The sequence below is a fragment of the Streptomyces caeni genome (genome assembly GCF_042678285.1).
GTDB lineage: Bacteria > Actinomycetota > Actinomycetes > Streptomycetales > Streptomycetaceae > Streptomyces > Streptomyces caeni.
Map to the genome: position 1 here is coordinate 41,238 of NZ_JBHUDX010000026.1, position 20,028 is coordinate 61,265.

Below are 20,028 nucleotides of genomic sequence, written 5' to 3' on the forward strand. Positions count from 1 at the left end.
CGCCAACTGCTCACCGTCCACCCCGAGGTGGAGCGCGTGGTGCCCGCGCCGCGCGAGCACTGACCGCACGGCGCGAGCGGTGCGACCGGCAGTGGGCAGCCCCTTCGGCCGACGCCCGGTCCGTGCGGTCGACGGCCGCCACCGGGGGCCCTCGCCCGCCGCCGGACTCCGTCGGATCCTCCCGGGACCCGGCGGAGCCCGGCGGAGCCCGGCGGAGACCCCTGGCGTCGTCCGGCACGTGCGGCCGACGCGGTCACGGACGGACGTCGTCGCCATGGCCGGTGCCGGCCGTGGGTACGGCGGTGCAGCCCGGAGAATCCCTGCGCCCGGGGCCGGCTCCACGGCGTCGGTTCCACGGCATGGCGGGTCGTGAAGCGCCGCACGTCCACGTCTGGCCTGACCATGGCACCGGTTGAACGCTTCTGCCCGCATCTGAACGCCTTTGGGTGGTTGCGGGGTGTGACTCGGGCCACGCGGATTGGGCGTAACGCTCTACGGGACTGCGCGATGACCTAAGAGGTGACAGCCGAGGAGGGAATACGGACGCCGTTCACGGCGCTGTGCATCCTCCAGGCCCCGCCCGCGCCGTCGGCCCATCCCCAAGCCGGCGGTCGGCCCCTGTCCGCTGTGGACGGGGCCGGAAGCCGTTTTCCAACGTTCCGAGAGGTTGTTCGTGTCGGCCAGCACATCCCGTACGCTCCCGCCGGAGATCGCCGAGTCCGTCTCTGTCATGGCTCTCATTGAGCGGGGAAAGGCTGAGGGGCAGATCGCCGGCGACGATGTGCGTCGGGCCTTCGAAGCTGACCAGATTCCGGCCACTCAGTGGAAGAACGTACTGCGCAGCCTCAACCAGATCCTCGAGGAAGAGGGTGTGACGCTGATGGTCAGTGCCGCAGAACCGAAGCGCACCCGAAAGAGCGTCGCGGCGAAGAGTCCGGCCAAGCGCACCGCCACCAAGACCGTCGCGGCGAAGACGGTGACGGCCAAGAAGGCCGCAGCCCCCGCCGCTCCGGTCGCACCGGTCGCCGACGACCCGGCTGAGGAGGCGCCCGTCAAGAAGGCCGCTGCCAAGAAGACGACCGCCAAGAAGACGGTCGCGAAGAAGGCCGTCGCCAAGAAGACGGCGGCGAAGAAGACGGCCGCCAAGAAGGACGACGCCGAGCTGCTCGAGGAAGGCGTGCTCGAGGAGACCCCCGGCAAGGCCGGCGAGGAGCCCGAGGGCGCAGAGAGCGCCGGCTTCGTGCTCTCCGACGAGGACGAGGACGACGCGCCCGCACAGCAGGTGGCCGCCGCCGGCGCAACCGCCGACCCGGTCAAGGACTACCTCAAGCAGATCGGCAAGGTCCCCCTCCTCAACGCCGAGCAGGAGGTCGAGCTCGCCAAGCGCATCGAGGCCGGCCTCTTCGCGGAGGACAAGCTGGCCAACGCCGACAAGCTCGCCCCCAAGCTCAAGCGTGAGCTGGAGATCATCGCCGAGGACGGCCGCCGCGCCAAGAACCACCTCCTGGAGGCCAACCTCCGTCTCGTGGTCTCCCTCGCCAAGCGCTACACCGGTCGCGGGATGCTCTTCCTGGACCTCATCCAGGAGGGCAACCTCGGTCTGATCCGTGCGGTCGAGAAGTTCGACTACACCAAGGGCTACAAGTTCTCCACGTACGCCACCTGGTGGATCCGTCAGGCGATCACCCGCGCCATGGCCGACCAGGCCCGCACCATCCGCATCCCGGTGCACATGGTCGAGGTCATCAACAAGCTCGCTCGCGTGCAGCGCCAGATGCTCCAGGACCTGGGCCGCGAGCCCACCCCGGAGGAGCTGGCCAAGGAGCTCGACATGACCCCGGAGAAGGTCATCGAGGTCCAGAAGTACGGCCGCGAGCCCATCTCGCTGCACACTCCGCTGGGCGAGGACGGCGACAGCGAGTTCGGTGACCTCATCGAGGACTCCGAGGCCGTGGTCCCGGCCGACGCGGTCAGCTTCACGCTCCTCCAGGAGCAGCTGCACTCCGTCCTCGACACCCTGTCCGAACGTGAGGCGGGCGTCGTCTCCATGCGCTTCGGTCTCACCGACGGTCAGCCGAAGACCCTCGACGAGATCGGCAAGGTGTACGGGGTCACCCGCGAGCGCATCCGTCAGATCGAGTCCAAGACGATGTCGAAACTGCGTCACCCGTCGCGCTCCCAGGTGCTGCGCGACTACCTCGACTAAGTCCCGGTCCGCGTCGCCGAAGGGCCCGGCTCCTGAGCGGAGTCGGGCCTTCTGCGTGTGCGCGATGGGGCGAGCTGGATCACTGTAGGTGTTCTACGAACACCTCACAGTGAGGAGCGCCCATGCGTCGTCCCTTCACCCGAGCCCTGGCCCTCGGAGCCGCGGCCGCCCTGATAATGCTGACATCCCCCGCGCCCGCGACGGCGGACAGCGTCGTCATCGGAGGCTTTCCGGTCGACATCTCGCAGAGCCCGTGGACGGTCGCCCTCTCCAGCCGTGACCGGTTCGGGGGTACGCGGGCGGGGCAGTTCTGCGGGGGAGTGGTGGTCGGCCAGTCCAAGATCCTGACTGCGGCACACTGTCTGAGCATGGCCGTTCTGGGGCTGCCGCCCGGCCAGGTGCGGGACCTCAAGGTCATAGCGGGGCGGACCGACCTGACGTCAAGTCAGGGTCAGGAGATCCCGGTGACGGCCACATGGGTCAATCCCCAGTACAACAGCTATACGAACGCTGGGGACTTCGCCGTGCTGACCCTCGCGTCGCCGCTGCCCGCCAGCTCGGTCATCCCCATGGCGGCGGCCGGCGACGGTGGCTACGCGTCGGGCACGGCCGCGACGGTGTACGGCTGGGGTGACACCACGGGGGGCGGAGAATACGCCCACAGTCTGTGGGGTACGAACGTCAAGGTTCTGCCGGACACGACCTGTGAACAGGCGTATCCCGGCGGAGCGGACGGACGGTACGTGGCCGCTTCCATGCTGTGCGCCGGGGAGCCGGAGGGGGGCCGCGACGCCTGTCAGGGTGACAGTGGCGGCCCGCTGATCGCCGGGGGGCGCCTGATCGGCCTGGTGTCATGGGGCGACGGCTGCGGACAGCCCGGCAGGCCCGGGGTCTATACGAGGGTGTCGGCTGCCGTCGGCGCGCTGAGCGATGGCCGCTGAGATGCGGCCTTCCGCGTACCGCAAGCGCCGTACGGGTGCCGAAGGGGGCCCTGCGGCGGGGCCGCGAAGAGCGGCACCGCGCATGTGGGCCGTGCACGCGTCATGAGGATACCGACCGGCCGAGACCCAGAAGTGCGGGCGGTCACCCCGTGTGATCGGGGCGACCGCCCGTTCCCCGGCCTCGGTGCCGGTGCAGGCTCGTCGTCGACGTGAAGTGTCAGCGCTCCTCGTTGGAAGCGCTTGCCGGAACGGAGGTGAGTCGCTCCGTTTCGTCCTGTATCTCAGCGGCGATCTTCTTGAGTTCTGGCTCGAACTTGCGGCCGTGATGGGCGCAGAAGAGCAGTTCTCCACCGCTCAGGAGGACGACGCGCACGTACGCCTGGGCGCCGCAGCGGTCGCAGCGGTCAGCGGCCGTCAGCGGGCTCGCGGGGGTCAGAACAGTAGTCACGTCGCCTCTTCTCTAGCTCGACGAGCTGTCGTACCAGGGTCAACATCCAACCAGGCCGAAAACGTTCCCGCTCGCGGCTCTTCCTCGAAAAATTCTTTCCGGGCCGGCTGTCTGCTGCCGGTTGGCGGCGAATGTGCCGTATTACGTGGTGTGTGTCGTACGGGTTCGCGCTGTCTGTCGGTTGTCCGTCCTCCCGGCGGGTTGCCGGTTGTGGATGAGGACGTGCCCCGAGGCTAAATGGTTCATGCCTCGAAGGGAACGTGATATGTACTTCACCCTGTCGAGGGATCGAACGTCCGTGCGAGTCTGGACTAGTCTGAGTGTGGACGAGGGTGGCGTTACAACGGCTCTACCTGGCCTCGGTACCCTCGGACCGCAACTGAAGCCGGCCCCTTACCCCAGAGGGCCCCATCTGAAATTCAGCGAGGAGCGAACCGCGTGACCGCCGACACGTCCGTGCCGTCCACCGCGTTGCTGACCGGAGCAGACCGGGACGGTTCCAACTACACCGCGCGGCACCTGCTCGTCCTCGAGGGCCTCGAGGCCGTGCGCAAGCGCCCCGGTATGTACATCGGCTCGACCGACAGTCGCGGCCTGATGCACTGCCTGTGGGAGATCATCGACAACTCCGTCGACGAGGCCCTGGGCGGCTACTGCGACCACATCGAGGTGATCCTGCACGACGACGGCTCGGTGGAGGTGCGGGACAACGGGCGCGGCATCCCGGTCGACGTCGAGCCCAAGACCCGCCTTTCCGGCGTCGAGGTCGTGATGACCAAGCTGCACGCGGGCGGCAAGTTCGGCGGCGGCTCGTACGCGGCGTCCGGCGGCCTGCACGGTGTGGGCGCGTCCGTGGTGAACGCGCTCTCCGCGCGCCTGGACGTCGAGGTGGACCGCAGCGGCCACACGCACGCCATCAGCTTCCGGCGCGGCATGCCGGGCGTCTTCGCGGCCGACGGTCCGGACGCGAAGTTCGAGGCGGCGAGCGGTCTGCGGAAGGCCAAGAAGATCCCCAAGACCCGCACCGGAACGCGCGTGCGCTACTGGGCCGACCGCCAGATCTTCCTGAAGGACGCCAAGCTCTCCCTGGAGACGCTCCACCAGCGTGCCCGCCAGACCGCGTTCCTGGTCCCCGGCCTGACCATCGTCGTCCGCGACGAGTGCGGGCTCGGCGAGGGCGGCAGCAAGGGCGAGGAATCCTTCCGCTTCGACGGCGGTATCAGCGAGTTCTGCGAGTTCCTGGCGAGTGACAAGCCGGTGTGCGACGTCCTCCGTTTCTCCGGACAGGGCACCTTCAAGGAGACGGTCCCCGTTCTGGACGAGCACGGCCAGATGACGCCCACCGAGGTCACCCGTGAGCTGGGCGTCGATGTCGCGCTGCGTTGGGGAACCGGCTACGACACCACCGTCAGGTCGTTCGTCAACATCATCGCCACGCCCAAGGGCGGCACCCACGTCGCCGGCTTCGAGCAGGCCGTCACCCGCACGATGAACGAGGTGCTGCGCGCCAAGAAGATGCTGCGGGTCGCCGAGGACGACATCGTCAAGGACGACGCGCTCGAGGGCCTCACCGCGGTCGTCACCGTGCGCCTGGCCGAACCGCAGTTCGAGGGCCAGACCAAGGAGGTCCTCGGCACCTCCGCGGCCCGCCGCATCGTCACGAACGTGGTCTCCAAGGAGCTCAAGGCGTTCCTGACCTCCAGCAAGCGGGACGCGGTCCAGCAGGCCCGTGTCGTCCTGGAGAAGGCCGTCGCCGCCGCCCGTACGCGCATCGCCGCCCGCCAGCACAAGGACGCGCAGCGCCGCAAGACGGCCCTCGAGTCCTCGTCGCTGCCCGCCAAGCTCGCCGACTGCCGCAGCGACGACGTGGAGCGCAGCGAGCTGTTCATCGTCGAGGGGGACTCCGCGCTCGGTACGGCGAAGCTCGCCCGCAATTCCGAGTTCCAGGCGCTGCTGCCGATCCGCGGCAAGATCCTGAACGTCCAGAAGTCGTCCGTCACGGACATGCTCAAGAACGCCGAGTGCGGGGCGATCATCCAGGTCATAGGGGCCGGTTCGGGCCGGACCTTCGACATCGACACGGCCCGCTACGGCAAGATCATCATGATGACCGACGCCGATGTGGACGGCTCGCACATCCGCTGTCTGCTGCTGACGCTGTTCCAGCGCTACATGCGGCCCATGGTCGAGGCCGGCCGGGTGTTCGCCGCCGTGCCGCCGCTGCACCGCATCGAACTCGTCCAGCCGAAGAAGGGCCAGGACAAGTACGTCTATACCTATTCGGACCGCGAGCTGCGCGACAAGCTGCTGGAGTTCCAGAGCAAGGGCGTCCGGTACAAGGACTCCCTCCAGCGCTACAAGGGTCTCGGTGAGATGGACGCCGACCAGCTGGCCGAGACCACGATGGACCCGCGCCACCGCACCCTGCGCCGGATCAACCTCTCCGACCTGGAGGCCGCCGAACAGGTCTTCGACCTGCTGATGGGCAACGAAGTGGCGCCGCGCAAGGAGTTCATCTCCGGCTCGGCGGCGACGCTGGACCGGTCGCGCATCGACGCGTAGACCGCGCCCCGCGGGGTCCACGGGAAGGGGCGGGCCGCCGCTGGTGGGGTGGCCCGTTCTGCGTGTTGCGCGGCCGGCTGCGGCGCGTCGCCCTCCTGCCGCCCGGATGGCCGGGGATCGCTGCGGCGCGGACCACGTGGCCGATTGTGCGCGCGGTTGCGAGCGCGCGGTTACCTGTGACCGGTGTCGTGTGGCAGAGTCTCGGTGCGGAGCCCGGGGACGGGCGGTGACACCGAGGGTGCCGGCTGGCGAGGACCCCGCACGTCGGCGACAGCGCAGGGCATGCGCCCCCGACGGCGGCCGAGGTCAGTACCGTGCGGCTGGTGCGCCGGTACGGCCGGTACGGCCGGTGCGCCCGACGGCGGGTACATCCGCGCGGCCTGTACACGTACGGCCACGCCGGTGCTCTCTCCACCCGCGGGTGGACGTGCGGGCCCGTCACGGATCCACCCGGGATCCACCCAGGCTCCGATCTCCCGGATCACCGATGTCCGTAGCGTCGAAGGCGCCGACGGCACCCACCGCCGGCATCCGCTCTTCCCCGCCGACGGAGGTCCCAGATGTCCGGGCTCGCCGATGCCCTGCTGCTCACCGCGGCGGTCGTCCTGATCGTCGTGCGCCAGTTCCGTGCGCGCCGCATCACCGCCGACCGGCGTTGGTGGAGCATCCCCCTCGTCCTGGGCCTCCTCGCCATGCGCAAGCCAGGCGTCCTCGACCACCACCACCCCGCCGAGTCCGCCCTCCTGCTCGGGGCCGAGCTGCTGACAGGACTGGCCACCGGAGCGGGCTGGGCCTGGACCACGCGGATATGGACGGAGCCGGACGGCACGGTCTGGAGCCGGAGCACCAAGGCCAGCGTCGCGGTGTGGCTCGGCGGGGTGGCCCTGCGCGTCGGTCTCTTCGGCGTCGGCGCGGCACTCGGCGTGCATCAGGACGGTTCCGCCCTGGTCCTCGCCCTGGCCGCCACCCTGCTGGTGCGCGGAGGGATCCTGGTCCGGCGGTGCCGGTCCGTGGTCCCTGCGGGCGTGCGGAGCGCGGCGTACGGTGACCGCGTGCCCCAGCCCTCGTGGAAGGAGCCAGTGTGACGGACAACGTGTGGACGTGCTGGCCCTCCCGAGAGGCACTCTCCCGCGCGGGAGTCTCCGGCGCCCGGCGCGCGCTCGCCTGGTCCGGTCGGCTCGCCGCCCTCGCCATGCTCCTGTGGACGACCTTCGCGGGTGGCGGCCTGCCGGCGTGGGGCATCGTCCTGGCGGCCTTCGGGCTCCTGGTGTGCGCGGGGGCGGTGTGGGCCTTCTTCCGGACCACGCTGCATCACCGGCTGCTGCCCTCGGTCATCCTGCTCGTGGCCCTGATGGGGCTGGCGCTGGCCGCCTATGTCACGGATCTGCGCATCCCGGCGGTCGTGCTGTGGTGCGGGTGCGCCATCACCGCCATGGAGCGGCTGCCCCTCGCCGCCGCGGTGCCCGCCGCCGCGGTGCCCGCCGTCGCGGCGGGTCTGGGGGCGTACGCGGCGGTCAACGGCGACGCCTGGACGACGACGGCGATCACCGCCGTTGGGATCGCCCTCGCCGGATATGTGCTGCGCCTCGACGCCGAGGCACGCGGCAGCGCCCTGCGGTTGCTGACCCAGGAGCGGGCCGCACGGGCGGCCGAGGCGACCTCCGCGGCCCTCGCGGAGCGGGCCCGGATCGCGCGGGAGATCCACGACGTGCTTGCCCACAGCCTCTCGGCCCAGCTCGTGCACCTGGAGGCGGCCCGGCTGCTGATCGAGGGAGGAGCTGACCGGGACAGGATCCTCGAACGGGTCGTGGCGGCCCGGGGAATGGCCCGGGAGGGACTCGCCGAGACCCGGCAGGCGCTGTCCGCGCTGCGCGGCGAGATGTCCCCGGTCGAGGACTTCCTGAGTGAGCTCGTCACCTCGGAGGCCGGCGCGGATGTCACCGTCTCGGGTGAGCGCAGGCCGCTGCCCGCCGAGGCATCGCAGGCGGTCCGCAGGGTCGCGCAGGAGGCCCTGACGAACGTCCGCAAGCACGCGCCCGGCGCCAAGGTGCACATACGGCTGGAGTACGCGGAGCGCGAAGTGACGCTGGACGTACGGGACTCCGGCGGTTCGCCGGGCGACCTGACCGGGGCGGGCACCGGATACGGTCTGCTGGGCATGCGCGAGCGTGCCGAGTTGCTGGGCGGCTCGCTGGAGGCGGGGCCGGGCGAGGAGGGATTCGTGGTGACGCTGAAGGTACCCCTGTGACGGAGGAGAGGAAGAGGAAACCCGCCCGGGTCGTGGTGGCCGACGACCAGACGGTGGTGCGTGAGGGCATCGTGATGCTGCTCGGGCTCCTTCCGGGGATCGAGGTCATCGGGGCCGCCGGGGACGGGGAGGAGGCCGTGAAGCTGGTTGCCGAACTTGCCCCGGACGTGGTGCTGATGGACCTGCGCATGCCGCGGTGCGACGGTGTCGAGGCGACCCGGCGCATTCGCACCGGGCATCCCGGCACCCAGGTCGTCGTGCTCACGACGTACGCGGACGACGATTCGCTGTTCCCGGCGCTGAGAGCCGGGGCGCGGGGCTACCTCACCAAGGACGCGGGCGGTGAGGAGATCGTGCGGGCGGTGCACGACGTGCTGTCCGGGGCCGCCGGGCTCTCGCCGAGCATCCAGCGGCGGCTGCTGGAGCGGCTGTCGGAGCCGGCGCCGATGACGGTCCCGGAGGTGGCGGACGGACTCACCGCGCGGGAGACGGAGGTACTCGCGCTGATCGCCGAAGGGCTGACCAACCAGGAGATCGCCCGCAGGCTGCACGTGTCCACGGCCACCGTGAAGACCCACATCAACAACCTCTTCGCCAAGACGGGGCTCAAGGACCGTGCCCAGGCGGTTCGTTACGCATACGCCAGAGGGCTGGTGACGCCTCCCTCGCTGTGAGTCACCTGATGGGGTGAGAGCACAGAGAAGAAGAGCCGGAGAACTTTCCGTTCTGTCCATCCTTGGGCATGCAGTCAAGTGATGGTCATCCCCGCGGGCGCGGGGGTGGTTCCGAGGGTTCGGACGAGACCTACGAAGGCCGTGAACCGGATTCCGCGGCCCCGGGAGCGACCGGGCACGCGGGGTGCAGCGACCCCTGGTACGACGCCCTCGCCTCCGGCTGGGGCGAGGTGGACGGAACGGGCGCGCTCGCTCCCGTCGTGCCGCCCGCGCGCCGGGAACAGGAAGGGACGGCCCGTGCGGCCGAGGTCTACCTGGAGGTGCAGCGCAGTGCGGCGTTCCAGGAGGTGCGCAGCCGGTACCGCAGGTTCGTGATCCCGGGGCTTGCGGCCTTCCTCACCTGGTACGTGGCTTATCTGGTGACCGCCCAGACGGCGCACGGGCTGATGGCACGCCCGGTGGCGGGGGCCGTGAACGTGGCGATGCTGGCGGGGCTCGGGCAGTTCCTGACCACGTTCCTGTTCACCTGGGCGTACGCCCGGCACGCCCGGTTGCGCAGGGACCGGGCGGCGCTCGATCTGCGCTGGAACACCGAGGAGTCGACGCGGGGACACGGGGGTGGCGAGCGGTGACCGGAGAGCAACGGCCACTGGGGCTGCTGCTGTTCGGCGTGTTCGTCGCGATCACGCTGGCGATCACGGCGTGGGTCAGCCGCAACCGGCATGGGTCGGCGGAGGAGTTCTATGCGGGAAGGCGGCTGTTCTCTCCGATGGAGAATGGTTTTGCCATCGCGGGCGACTACCTGTCGGCGGCATCCTTCCTGGGCGTCACCGGGCTTGTCGCGCTGTGCGGATACGACGGGCTGCTGTATGCGGTGGGCTTCCTCGTGGCCTGGCTCGTGGTGCTGTTCTTCGTCGCCGAGCCGGTGCGCAACTGCGGCCGGTTCACGCTCGCCGACGTCGTCGCCGCGCGCATGGGGCAGCGGCCGGTGCGGATCGCGGCGGGAACGTCCTCGGTGACCGTGTCGGTGCTGTACCTGGTGGCGCAGATGGTGGGAGCCGGGAGCCTGGTCGCGCTGCTGCTCGGGGACACCGGCACGGCGGCGCGTGCCTGGGCGGTGATCGCGGTGGGCACGCTCATGGTGGTCTACGTGGCGTTCGGCGGGATGCGCGCCACCACCTGGATCCAGATCGTCAAGGCGGTCCTGCTGCTCGGCTGCACGATGGTACTGACCACGCTCGTCCTGGTGCGTTTCCATGGGGACCTCGACGCGCTGCTGCGCACGGCCGCGGAGCGCAGCGGGCACGGTGCGGCGTTCCTCGCGCCCGGCCTGAAGTACGGCGGGAGCTGGTCCGCGCGGATCGACTTCATCAGCCTGGGCCTGGCACTCGTGCTGGGCACGGCCGGGCTGCCGCACATCCTGTCCCGTTTCTACACCGTGCCGACCGCGCGGGCCGCCCGTCGCTCGGTCGTCTGGTCGGTCGGGCTCATCGGCGGCTTCTACCTGATGACCGTCGTGCTGGGCCTCGGCGCGGCCGCCCTCGTCGGCCCCGAGGCCGTCCGGGGGTCGAACGCGGCCGGGAACACGGCGGTGCCGCTGCTGGCGCTGAGGCTGGGCGGAGGGGCGGAATCCACCGGAGGAACGGTTCTGTTCGCCGTGGTGGGCGCCGTCGCGTTCGCCACGATCCTGGTGGTCGTCGTCGGCCTGACCCTCGCCTCGTCGGCCGCTGTCGCCCACGACCTGTACGCGTCACTGCGGCGCCGACGTGCCGGCCCGCGGAGCGAGGTGGCCGTGGCCAGGGCCGCCGCCGTCGGCATCGGCGTGGTCGCCATCGCGCTCGGGCTGCTCGCCCGCGACCTGAACGTGGCCTTTCTGGTGGGGCTTGCCTTCGCCGTCTCCGCGTCGGCGAACCTGCCGGTGCTGATGTACTCGCTCTTCTGGCGCGGCTTCACGACACGGGGCGCCGTCTGGGCGGTCTACGGCGGTCTCGTGCCCGCGCTGGGACTCGTACTGCTGTCCTCGGTCGTCTCGGGGAGCCCCGAATCGCTGTTCCCGGCCATCGACTTCCAGTACTTCCCGCTGCAGAACCCGGGCATCGTCTCCATCCCGCTCGGCTTCCTTGCGGGCTGGCTCGGCACGGTCACCTCGGCGGAACCGGCGGACGAGGCCCGGCACGCGGAGACCGAGGTGCGCTCACTGACGGGAGCGGGGGCGGCGTGAGCGGGACCACGGGGGCCTGTCCGCATCGCGTGTGCGGAGTTCTACGGAGCCACCCACGCATACCGGTGCTCGGGACGTCCCGTGTCGCCGTACTTCAAGGACAGACGCAGCCGGCCCGCCTGTTCCAGGTGGCGCAGATAGCGCTGGGCGGTGGAGCGGCTGAGACCTGTTCTGGCGGCCACATCGTGGGCCGAGAGCGGTCGGCCCGCCCGGTGCAGCACATCGCAGATGAGGTCTGTCGTCGGCTCCGAGTGACCGCTGGGCAGCCCGGGCGACGAGGCCGCGGGCGCGGTGCGCAGGGCGCCGAAGATGCGGTCGACCTGCTCCTGTCCTGCGACGCCGCGACCACCGACGCGGTCGACGGTGCGTCGTAGGGCGGCATACGACTCCAGGCGTGTGCGCAGGGCCGCGAAGGTGAACGGTTTGACCAGATAGTGCAGGGCGCCCAGGCGCATCGCGGTCTGCAGGGTCGCCACATCACCCGCCGCCGTGATCATGATGACATCGGTGCCGTGGCCGCGTTCGCGCATCCTGTGGACCAGTTCGAGGCCCGTCTGGTCGGGCAGGTAGTGGTCGAGCAGCACCAGGTCGATCGGGGCGCGGTCCACCCTGGCAAGCGCCTGAGCGACGCTGTGCGCGCGGTCGGCGACCCTGAACCCGGGAACCTTTCCCACGTACTTGGCGTTGATCTCCGCGACGCGGAAGTCGTCGTCCACGACCAGGACGTCAATCATCGGGCCTCTCTCCTCAAGGCCAGGCGAGCGTGAAGCCCGTGTTTCGGCTCCGTTGTTGTAGCGCGAGCAAAACGAGCACAACAGCCCCCTGTAAGCAGAAGTAGGGGTTGCGCCCAGAAGACTGCTGCCAGGGCCAGCACCGCATCTACGGTCCGGGGCCATGAGCACAGACACCAGCCCCGCCATCGAGCTGCGGGGCGCCGGCAAGACCTTCCGGACCCCCTCAGGGGCCCTGCACACGGCCGTCAGGGACCTGGACCTGAGGATCGGGCGTGGCGAGTTCGTCGCCGTCGTCGGACCCACCGGGTGCGGCAAGTCGACGACCCTGACCCTGGTCAGCGGTCTGGAGGAGCCCACCGAGGGCGAGGTCCTGGTGGCGGGCGAACCGGTCGCCGGAGTGGGCGACAAGGTCGGTTTCGTCTTCCAGCAGGACGCCACGTTCCCTTGGCGCACGGTCCTGTCCAACGTCATGGCGGGCCCGCGCTTCCGCGGTGTGCCGAAGGCGGAGGCCAAGCGGAAGGCGCGCGAGTGGCTGGCCCGGGTCGGCCTCGCGGCGTTCGAGGACCGTTACCCCCACCAGCTCTCCGGTGGGCAGCGCAAGCGCGTCGCCCTCGCCGCCACCTTCGTCAACGACCCGGAGATCCTGCTCATGGACGAGCCCTTCTCGGCGCTCGACGTGCAGACCAGGGCCCTGATGTCGGACGAACTGCTCGAGCTGTGGGAGGGCACGCGGGCCTCGGTCGTCTTCGTCACGCACGACCTCGAGGAGTCCATCGCGCTCGCCGACAAGGTCGTCGTGATGACTGCCGGGCCGGCCACGGTGAAGCAGATCTTCGACATCGACCTGCCGCGGCCGCGCAAGGTCGAGTCGGTGCGCCTGGAGCCGCGGTTCATCGAGATCTACCGGGAGATCTGGGAGTCGCTGGGCGAAGAGGTCCGCATCACGCGCGAGAGGGGTACCGCCCGTGTCGCCTGAGGTCATCTCCGCGCCTTCCCGCGTCGACACCTCCAAGGCCGGCCGTTCGCACTCACGCGCGCGTGCGGTGCGCCGGCGCAGGGCTGTCGTCCTGCTGGCCCGCGTGCTGCTGCTGGTCGCCGTGCTCGGGCTCTGGGAGGCGCTGTCGCGGACCGGCGTCATCGATCCGTTCAACTTCTCGATGCCGTCGAAGATCTGGGACCAGATCTCCACCTGGGTCACGCACGGCACGGCGCTCGGCTCCCTCGGCGAGCAGATCTGGGTCACGCTGCAGGAGGCGCTGCTCGGCTGGGTCATCGGTGTGGTGGCCGGTGTGGTCTTCGGTATCGCGCTGGGGCGGATCGCCTTCCTCGCCGACATCCTTGGCCCCTACATCAAGGTGCTCAACTCCATACCCAGGATCGTCCTCGCCCCGATCTTCGTGATCTGGTTCGGGCTGGGGCCCTCCTCCAAGGTCGCGTCGGCCGTCGTCCTGGTCTTCTTCCCGGTCTTCTTCAACGCCTTCCAGGGCGCCCGTGAGGTCGACCGCAACCTGGTCGCCAACGCACGCATCCTGGGGGCGAGCGACCGCCGTGTGACGCTTCAGGTCGTCATCCCGTCGGCCACCTCGTGGATCTTCACCAGCCTCCATGTCAGCTTCGGCTTCGCCCTCATCGGCGCGATCGTCGGCGAGTACATCGGTGCCACCAAGGGCATCGGTCTGCTCGTCGCACAGTCCCAGGGCACGTTCAACGCGGCCGGTGTGTACGCCGCGATGGTCATCCTCGCGGTCGTCGCGCTGGTGGCCGAGGGGCTCCTGACCTTCGCCGAGCGCCGCATCTTCCGCTGGAAGCCGTCGGACTCCGGGCACTGACCGGCCTTTTGGGGACGCCGGAGGCCCCGCACGGACGGCCCCGCTCCCCTCTGCCCCCAGGGCACCCCTTCTCCCGCTCGCACCGCCCCGCACCGCCTCTCCCAAGGACGTGAACCCTCATGCGCAAGTCCGCCAGAATCGCCGCCCTCGCCGCGGCCGGTCTCCTCGCCGCCACCTCCCTCACCGCCTGCGCCAACGACGCCGCCGGTACCGCCTCGTCGGGTTCCGGCAGCAAGGGTGACGGCAAGGGTGTGAAGGTCAAGATCATGGTCGGTGGCCTGGACAAGGTCATCTACCTGCCGGCCATGCTCACCCAGCGGCTCGGCTACTTCGACGCCGAGGGCCTCGACGTGGAACTGCTGAGCGAGCCGGCCGGCGTGCAGGCCGAGACCGCGCTCGTCTCGGGCCAGGTCCAGGGAGCCGTGGGCTTCTACGACCACACCCTCGACCTCCAGACCAAGGGCAAGCACGTCGAGTCGGTGGTGCAATTCTCCCAGGCGCCCGGCGAGGTCGAGATCGTGTCCGGCAAGCGTGCGAAGGACATCACCTCGCCCAAGGACTTCAAGGGCAAGAACCTCGGCATCACCGGCCTGGGCTCCTCGACCGACTTCCTCACCAAGTACCTCGCGGTCAAGAACGGCGTGAAGATCAGCGAGTTCAGCCCGGTGGCGGTCGGTGCCGGCCCGACGTTCATCTCCGCCCTCCAGAAGGGCTCCATCGACGCCGGCATGACCACGGACCCGACCGTCGCCACGGTCATGCAGAAGAACCTGGGCCGGGTGCTCGTCGACATGAGGACGCCTCAAGGTTCGCAGGACGCGCTCGGCGGCCCCTACCCGTCGTCGAGCCTCTATATGCAGACCGACTGGGTCAACAGCCACAAGGACACGGTGCAGAAGCTGGCCAACGCCTTCGTGAAGACCCTGCAGTGGATGTCGACGCACTCCGCGAACGAGATCGCCGCCAAGATGCCGGCCGACTACTCCCAGGGCGACAAGACCCTCTACGCGAGCGCCGTCGGGAGCACGCTGCCGATGTTCACCAAGAACGGCGTGATGCCCGAGGGCGGTCCCGAGACGGTCGAGAAGGTCCTCAAGGCGTTCAACCCCAACATCAAGAACGCCACGATCGACCTCAGCAAGACCTTCACCACGGAGTTCGTGGAGAAGGCCGCCGGCTGAGGCCCGCCGGCCGCGCCCTCAGAGGCGGGTCGCCCGGACGTAGCGATGCTCCGGGCGGCCCGTTTCGCCGTACCTGAGGGTCAGCGTGGCCCGCCCCGTGCGCTCCAGGAGCTTCAGATAACGCTGGGAGGTCTGGCGGCTCAGCCCGGTCCGCTCGGCCATCTCCTGGGCGGACAGCGGCCCCTCGGCGGTCATCAGGGCACGGCGCACCAGATCCGCGGTGGCGGGGGAGTGGCCCTTGGGCAGCCCCGGTGCCGCACTCGCCGACAGGGCGCCGAACATCCGGTCGACATCGGCCTGTTCGGCCTCGCCTCCGCCGTCAAGGGCACGGCGCAGCTCGGCGTACGCCTCCAGCTTGGCGCGCAGGCCCGCGAAGGCGAACGGCTTGACCAGGTACTGGAGTGCGCCGTGCCGCATCGCCGCCTGCACGGTCCGCACATCGCGGGCCGCCGTCACCATGATCACGTCCGTTTCACGACCGCGCTGCCGCATCTCCCGGACGACCGAGAGTCCCGTCCCGTCGGGCAGGTAGTGGTCCATCAACACGAGGTCGGGACGAGGCGGCGACTCCATCCGGTGCAGCGCGTCCCCCGCGGTGTGCGCCTGCCCGATCACCCGGAAGCCGGGGACTCGTTCGACGTACGCGGCGTTGACCCGGGCGACCCGGGTGTCGTCGTCCACGACCAGCACCTCGACCGGGCGGTTCACCGGGACTCCTGCCCCGGGGCCGGCACGGGTGCGTCATGGGCCCGTACCGGGGACGTCGCGGGCCCCTCGCGGCCGGCGGCGACGTCCTCCGGGTCGGCCCCGGTGGCCGGCTGCGGCGCCGGGGCGGGCTCCTCGAACGCCTCCGGCAGGACGACGGTGAACTCCGCGCCCCCACCGAGGGCTTCGGTCACCTGAGCGCTACCCCCTTGGCGTTCGGCGAGACGGCGCACCAGGGGCAGGCCGATCCCGCGCTGACCGTGAGCCGGCGGCTGCTTGGTCGACCATCCCTCGGTGAAGACCAGTTCCCGTCGCTCGGCCGGGATCCCCGGCCCGGTGTCACGCACCCTGAGGACCGCGGTACGCCCCTCGGCGCGCAATTCGACCTCCACGCGCGCGTGCGGCGTGCCCGCGACGGCGTCGAGGGCGTTGTCGACCAGGTTGCCGACGATGGTGACCAGGCCCCTCGGGTCGATCAAGCGGTCAGGAAGCAGCGTCCGGTCCGCGATCCACAGGGCCACGCCGCGTTCGGCCGCCACCGTGGCCTTGCCCACCAGGAGGGCCGCGAGCAACGGGTCGTGGATCTTCTCGGTGACCTGTTCCGACGTGGCCCGGTGGTCGCCGACCACCTCGCCGACGAACTCCACCGCGTCGTCGAACATCTCCAGTTCCAGCAGGCCCAGAAGCGTGTGCATGCGGTTGGCGTGCTCGTGGTCCTGTGCGCGCAGCGCGTCGATCAGACCGCGGGTGGAGTCGAGTTCGCGGCCGAGTCGTTCCAGTTCGGTGCGGTCGCGCAGGGTGGCGACGGCGCCGCCGTCGTCGGTGGGCATGCGGTTGGCGACGAGGACGCGATGCCCGCGCACGGTGACCAGATCGGTGCCGATGACGCGTCCGGCCAGCACATCGGTGGTACGCCCCTCGCCGAGCGCCTCGTCGAGAGACCGGCCGACGGCCTCGTCGCCGAGGCCCAGCAGACGCCGGGCCTCGTCGTTGAGGAGGCGGACCCGGCCGCCGCGGTCCAGGGCGACGACGCCCTCCCTGATGCTGTGGAGCATCGCCTCGCGTTCGGCCAGCAGTGCCGAGATATCGGAGAAGGCGAGGTCGCGGGTCTGGCGCTGCAGTCGGCGCGAGATCAGGTAGGCGGCCAGCGCGCCCACGGCCAGGGCGGCGCCCGCGTACGCGAACAGCCCCGGGATCGCGTGGAAGAGACGGGCCCGCACGCTGTCGTACTCGATGCCGACGGAGACCGCGCCGATGATCCTGTTGTGCGCGTCCCGCAGCGGCACCTTGCCACGGGCCGAGCGGCCCAGGGTGCCGCTGTCGATCTGCATGACTTCCTTGCCGGCCAGCGCCCGGCTGGGGTCGGTCGAGACGACCTTGCCGATCCGTTCGGGGTCCGGGTGCGACCAGCGCACCCCGTGCATGTTCATCACCACGACGTACTCGGCCCCGCTGGCCTTGCGGATACGCTCCGCCTCCCGCTGCACGGGCCCGTCGGGCGACGGCGGCGTCGACTGCAGGTCCCTGGCGATCTGCGGCTGGGCCGCCGTGGCCTGCGCGATCGCGAGAGCCCGGCGCATCGCCTGGTCGTCCAGCTGATGGCTGAGCGGGGCGAGGAACAGCCCTGTGGCGAGCACGGCGACGCCTGCGGCCATGGCCACCTGCATCAGCAGGACCTGCGAGAACATCCGCCGCGGCAGACCGAGGCGCAAGCGTCGTACCGGGGGTGACGGGCTCATGCGTATGACGGTACGGGCCGGGGGCGCGGCGCCGCAGGGGGTATGGCATGGATCTCCTGTGCGGCGGCGGTCCCGCAGCTCCGTGCGGCCGTACGGCATCGGCCCCGTAGCTCCGCGCGACCGCACGGTGGCCGGTACCGCGTCCGTGCCCCGGCTCGCGGGCCCGGCGCCTCAGCGGGGCCCGGGACCCGCGGCGTCCGGCGCGGGCATCTCCCGTACCGATACGACATCCATCCGGGCCGGCGAGCCCACTGCCGAGCCGCAGCTCTCCGGGCGCGGTGGCAGAGAGGCGCCCTGTGCCACGACGACGCGCCACAGCCGGCCGTCGGCGTGGGCGACGGTGACCTCCCACCGCGGTGCCGCGCCCCGGGTGCGGACGACGTTCAGCGCGTCCGCGGCGTACTCGTGGGCCGATGCGCGCACCGCGAGCTCCGCGGCCTGTGCGGGCCGCTCCCAGGCGGAGCGGCCGCGGCAGCCCTCGGTCACGACCCGGCCTTCGCGCACACCTTGGAGGACTTCCTTGACGTGGGGGGCCTGGGCCCGCCCGTATGCGTAACCGAACGGCAGGACGAGCAGGGTGGGGGCGAAGCGGTGGCCGCCCAGGTGCGTGACCTCCCACACTCCGTCCACTCCGGACGAGGACAGTTCGGCCGCGAGCGGACGGCCCAGAAGAGCGCAGCAACGGTCTCGCTTGCCGTTGGTGCAGACGAAAGCAAGCGGGTCGCCTGTGTGGGGCTGTCCCCGGAGCGTGGTGTCGAAGGTGTGGGGGTCACCCATGCCGAGCGCCGGGAAGTCCAGGTCGAGCAACCGTTCCGGCTCGGCGGTCGTGGCGGAGTGCAGCCATATGGTGCCCGGAACGGTGTGGGCCGCATACACCCGCCGCGCGGCGGGTGCACCGCAGTCGGCGTGCCGGCCGGGGCGGCGGATGAGCGCGATCCGGACGCCCGTGCCGTGCGCGGCCGCTTCCAGGGCGCGGCCCAGTTCCGGATCCAGGTGGCTCGATGTGAGTGCCTTGGCACCCCAAGGGCCGGGCTGTTCCAGGAGCAGCCATGTCCTCGCGGTCGCCGCGGTCCCGATGAGGGGCTCGTCGAGGTCCCGGGACGCGGTCGTACAGATACTCACAGAGGTGAGCCTAACCTGACTCCGTCGACGTCGACTTCCGTCCGTATGGAGGGGCGCGTCCGGAGCGCGTCCGGCGTGCGGTGGGGGCGCCGAGATGTGCGACAGGGAGGCCGGTGAAGGGCGGCGCGCCCGGCTCATCCGGGGAGCGGCTGTGGGGGACGCGCGCCCACGTAGTGTCCGCTCGGGCGCATGCGCAGCGGGCGCTCCTCGTACTCCTCCAGGGAGTGGGCGATCCAGCCCGCCGTACGCGCGACGGCGAAGACGGCCTCGCCCGCCGTGGCGGCCATGCCGGAGGCGACCGTGAGAACGGCGAGGGCGAGGTCGACGTTGGCGTGCAGGGGCGCGTGGCGGGCCGTCGTGGCGACGATGTCCCGGGCCGCCGCCAGGGGCGGTGCCGCGGCCGGTACGTCCTCCAGGAGTGCGAAGAGCGCACGCGCGCGGGGGTCTTCCCCGGGGTACAGCCGGTGCCCGAGCCCGGGCACGCGGCGGCCGGCGCGCAGTTCGTCGGCGACCACGGGCGCGGCGGTGCCCCGGTCCAGGACGTCGAGGAGCATCCGGTGCGCGAGGCCGCTGGCCGCGCCGTGCAGGGGGCCCTCCAGGACGCCGAGTCCCGCCGAGACGGCGGCGTACGCGTGCGCGCGGGCGGAGGCGGCGACGCGGACCGCGAGGGTCGAGGCTGCCAGGTCGTGGTCGACCAGCAGTCCGAGCGCCGCGTCCAGGACGCGAAGTGACGCCTCGTCCGGGATCCGGCCGGTGAGCCGGCCCCACAGGCGCCGGGCCAGCGGGCCCGTGTCGCGGTGGTCGTGCCGCAGCGGCGGGAGGGCGGCGACGAGGGTGGGGATGAGAGTGCGGGCGGTGCCGAGGACCGCGTCCGGCGACAGGTCGAAGCGGAGCGGGTCCGCGGTGGCCGCCGCGATGGCCGCCACGCGCAGCCGGTCGGTGGGGCTGCTGTGCTCGGGCAGTGCGTCCACCGCGCGCCGGGCGACGGCGACGGACGCGTCCGGGGCGGTGAAGGTGACCCCGGGCCGCAGGTGCCCGGTCCACAGCCACTCTGCGATCTCCTCGTAGGAGTGGCGCGCCGCCAGTTTCGTCGCGTCGACGCCGCGGAAGTAGTACCGGTCCTTCTCGATCAGGGTGATGCCCGTACGGACCGAGAGCTCGCCGCCGGTGGATGAAGTGCCGCTCGGCCCGCGCCTGTTGCGCCGGGCGAGCGCGGCCACCTCGTCGGCGTCGAACGTGCTGCCGCGCCCGCCCGGCTCACGACGGCTGCCGAGCTGGCCGCGGCTCACGTATGCGTAGACCGTCTCCGGCTTGACGCCGAGCAGTTCGGCCGCCTCCCTCGTGGTGAGCCGGGCCTCGCCGTGACGGGTGCGAGCCGCTTCTTGATCCCTCATGTCGGTCACCGTATCCATGGACAC

At 70.9% G+C, this 20,028-nt stretch carries 17 protein-coding genes; 11 read left to right on the forward strand and 6 right to left on the reverse strand.

The window, feature by feature from the left end:
- The first annotated feature begins 673 nt into the window (after positions 1-673).
- Positions 674-2,206 carry an RNA polymerase sigma factor gene (locus ACFSL4_RS10495; protein ID WP_381080935.1) on the forward strand — a complete coding sequence of 511 codons (1,533 nt, stop codon included), beginning with the start codon at positions 674-676 and terminating at the stop codon, positions 2,204-2,206.
- A 122-nt stretch (positions 2,207-2,328) separates the two neighbouring features.
- Complete coding sequence (locus ACFSL4_RS10500; protein WP_381080937.1) at positions 2,329-3,147, forward strand: S1 family serine peptidase; 819 nt, start codon at positions 2,329-2,331, stop codon at positions 3,145-3,147.
- A gap of 217 nt (positions 3,148-3,364) precedes the next feature.
- Here the strand turns inward: ACFSL4_RS10500 and ACFSL4_RS10505 are convergent, their stop codons facing one another.
- The gene (locus tag ACFSL4_RS10505) at positions 3,365-3,595 is read right to left on the reverse strand and encodes a DUF7455 domain-containing protein (RefSeq protein ID WP_381080939.1); all 231 of its coding nucleotides are present in this window, start codon (positions 3,593-3,595) and stop codon (positions 3,365-3,367) included.
- A gap of 438 nt (positions 3,596-4,033) precedes the next feature.
- On the opposite strand from ACFSL4_RS10505, the gene ACFSL4_RS10510 reads away from it, so the two are divergent.
- The 6 genes from ACFSL4_RS10510 to ACFSL4_RS10535 all read left to right on the forward strand — a co-directional run bounded on the left by ACFSL4_RS10510 (position 4,034) and on the right by ACFSL4_RS10535 (position 11,300).
- A complete protein-coding gene (locus ACFSL4_RS10510) occupies positions 4,034-6,157 on the forward strand; it encodes a DNA gyrase/topoisomerase IV subunit B (protein ID WP_381080941.1) in 2,124 nt (707 codons plus the stop codon).
- Positions 6,158-6,717: 560 nt separating this feature from the next.
- Entirely contained in the window at positions 6,718-7,242 is a 525-nt protein-coding gene (locus ACFSL4_RS10515; protein WP_381080943.1) for a DUF1453 domain-containing protein, read from the forward strand.
- A complete protein-coding gene (locus tag ACFSL4_RS10520; protein ID WP_381080945.1) occupies positions 7,239-8,405 on the forward strand; it encodes a sensor histidine kinase in 1,167 nt (388 codons plus the stop codon). Before ACFSL4_RS10515 ends, ACFSL4_RS10520 begins: the two co-directional genes overlap by 4 nt.
- Entirely contained in the window at positions 8,402-9,079 is a 678-nt protein-coding gene (locus ACFSL4_RS10525; protein ID WP_381080947.1) for a response regulator, read from the forward strand. The genes ACFSL4_RS10520 and ACFSL4_RS10525 overlap by 4 nt, the downstream gene beginning before the upstream one ends.
- A 68-nt stretch (positions 9,080-9,147) precedes the next feature.
- Positions 9,148-9,711, forward strand: a complete 564-nt coding sequence (locus ACFSL4_RS10530; protein WP_381080949.1) for a DUF485 domain-containing protein — start codon at positions 9,148-9,150, stop codon at positions 9,709-9,711.
- Positions 9,708-11,300 (forward strand): solute symporter family protein, encoded by a 1,593-nt coding sequence (locus ACFSL4_RS10535; RefSeq protein ID WP_381080951.1) that lies wholly within the window; start codon positions 9,708-9,710, stop codon positions 11,298-11,300. The genes ACFSL4_RS10530 and ACFSL4_RS10535 overlap by 4 nt, the downstream gene beginning before the upstream one ends.
- A gap of 41 nt (positions 11,301-11,341) precedes the next feature.
- Here ACFSL4_RS10535 and ACFSL4_RS10540 read toward each other — a convergent pair whose 3' ends face one another.
- A complete protein-coding gene (locus tag ACFSL4_RS10540; RefSeq protein WP_381080953.1) occupies positions 11,342-12,034 on the reverse strand; it encodes a response regulator in 693 nt (230 codons plus the stop codon).
- Between the two features lie 160 nt (positions 12,035-12,194).
- Here ACFSL4_RS10540 and ACFSL4_RS10545 point away from each other — a divergent pair, with 160 nt between their 5' ends.
- The 3 genes from ACFSL4_RS10545 (at position 12,195) to ACFSL4_RS10555 (ending at position 15,044) form a co-directional block, all read left to right on the forward strand.
- On the forward strand, positions 12,195-13,010 hold the full coding sequence (locus ACFSL4_RS10545) for an ABC transporter ATP-binding protein (protein WP_381080955.1): 816 nt from the start codon (positions 12,195-12,197) through the stop codon (positions 13,008-13,010).
- Positions 13,000-13,863, forward strand: coding sequence for an ABC transporter permease (locus ACFSL4_RS10550; protein ID WP_381080957.1), 864 nt, complete (start codon positions 13,000-13,002; stop codon positions 13,861-13,863). The genes ACFSL4_RS10545 and ACFSL4_RS10550 overlap by 11 nt, the downstream gene beginning before the upstream one ends.
- Before the next feature lie 119 nt (positions 13,864-13,982).
- On the forward strand, positions 13,983-15,044 hold the full coding sequence (locus tag ACFSL4_RS10555; protein WP_381080959.1) for an ABC transporter substrate-binding protein: 1,062 nt from the start codon (positions 13,983-13,985) through the stop codon (positions 15,042-15,044).
- 18 nt (positions 15,045-15,062) lie between these two features.
- Here ACFSL4_RS10555 and ACFSL4_RS10560 read toward each other — a convergent pair whose 3' ends face one another.
- From ACFSL4_RS10560 to ACFSL4_RS10575, 4 genes are all read right to left on the reverse strand, one after another.
- On the reverse strand, positions 15,063-15,752 hold the full coding sequence (locus ACFSL4_RS10560) for a response regulator (RefSeq protein ID WP_381080961.1): 690 nt from the start codon (positions 15,750-15,752) through the stop codon (positions 15,063-15,065).
- A complete protein-coding gene (locus tag ACFSL4_RS10565; protein WP_381080963.1) occupies positions 15,749-17,488 on the reverse strand; it encodes a sensor histidine kinase in 1,740 nt (579 codons plus the stop codon). The genes ACFSL4_RS10560 and ACFSL4_RS10565 overlap by 4 nt, the downstream gene beginning before the upstream one ends.
- A gap of 171 nt (positions 17,489-17,659) precedes the next feature.
- Entirely contained in the window at positions 17,660-18,610 is a 951-nt protein-coding gene (locus tag ACFSL4_RS10570; protein WP_381080965.1) for a sucrase ferredoxin, read from the reverse strand.
- A 134-nt stretch (positions 18,611-18,744) separates the two neighbouring features.
- Positions 18,745-20,004 (reverse strand): citrate synthase, encoded by a 1,260-nt coding sequence (locus ACFSL4_RS10575; RefSeq protein WP_381080967.1) that lies wholly within the window; start codon positions 20,002-20,004, stop codon positions 18,745-18,747.
- Positions 20,005-20,028 lie beyond the last annotated feature (24 nt).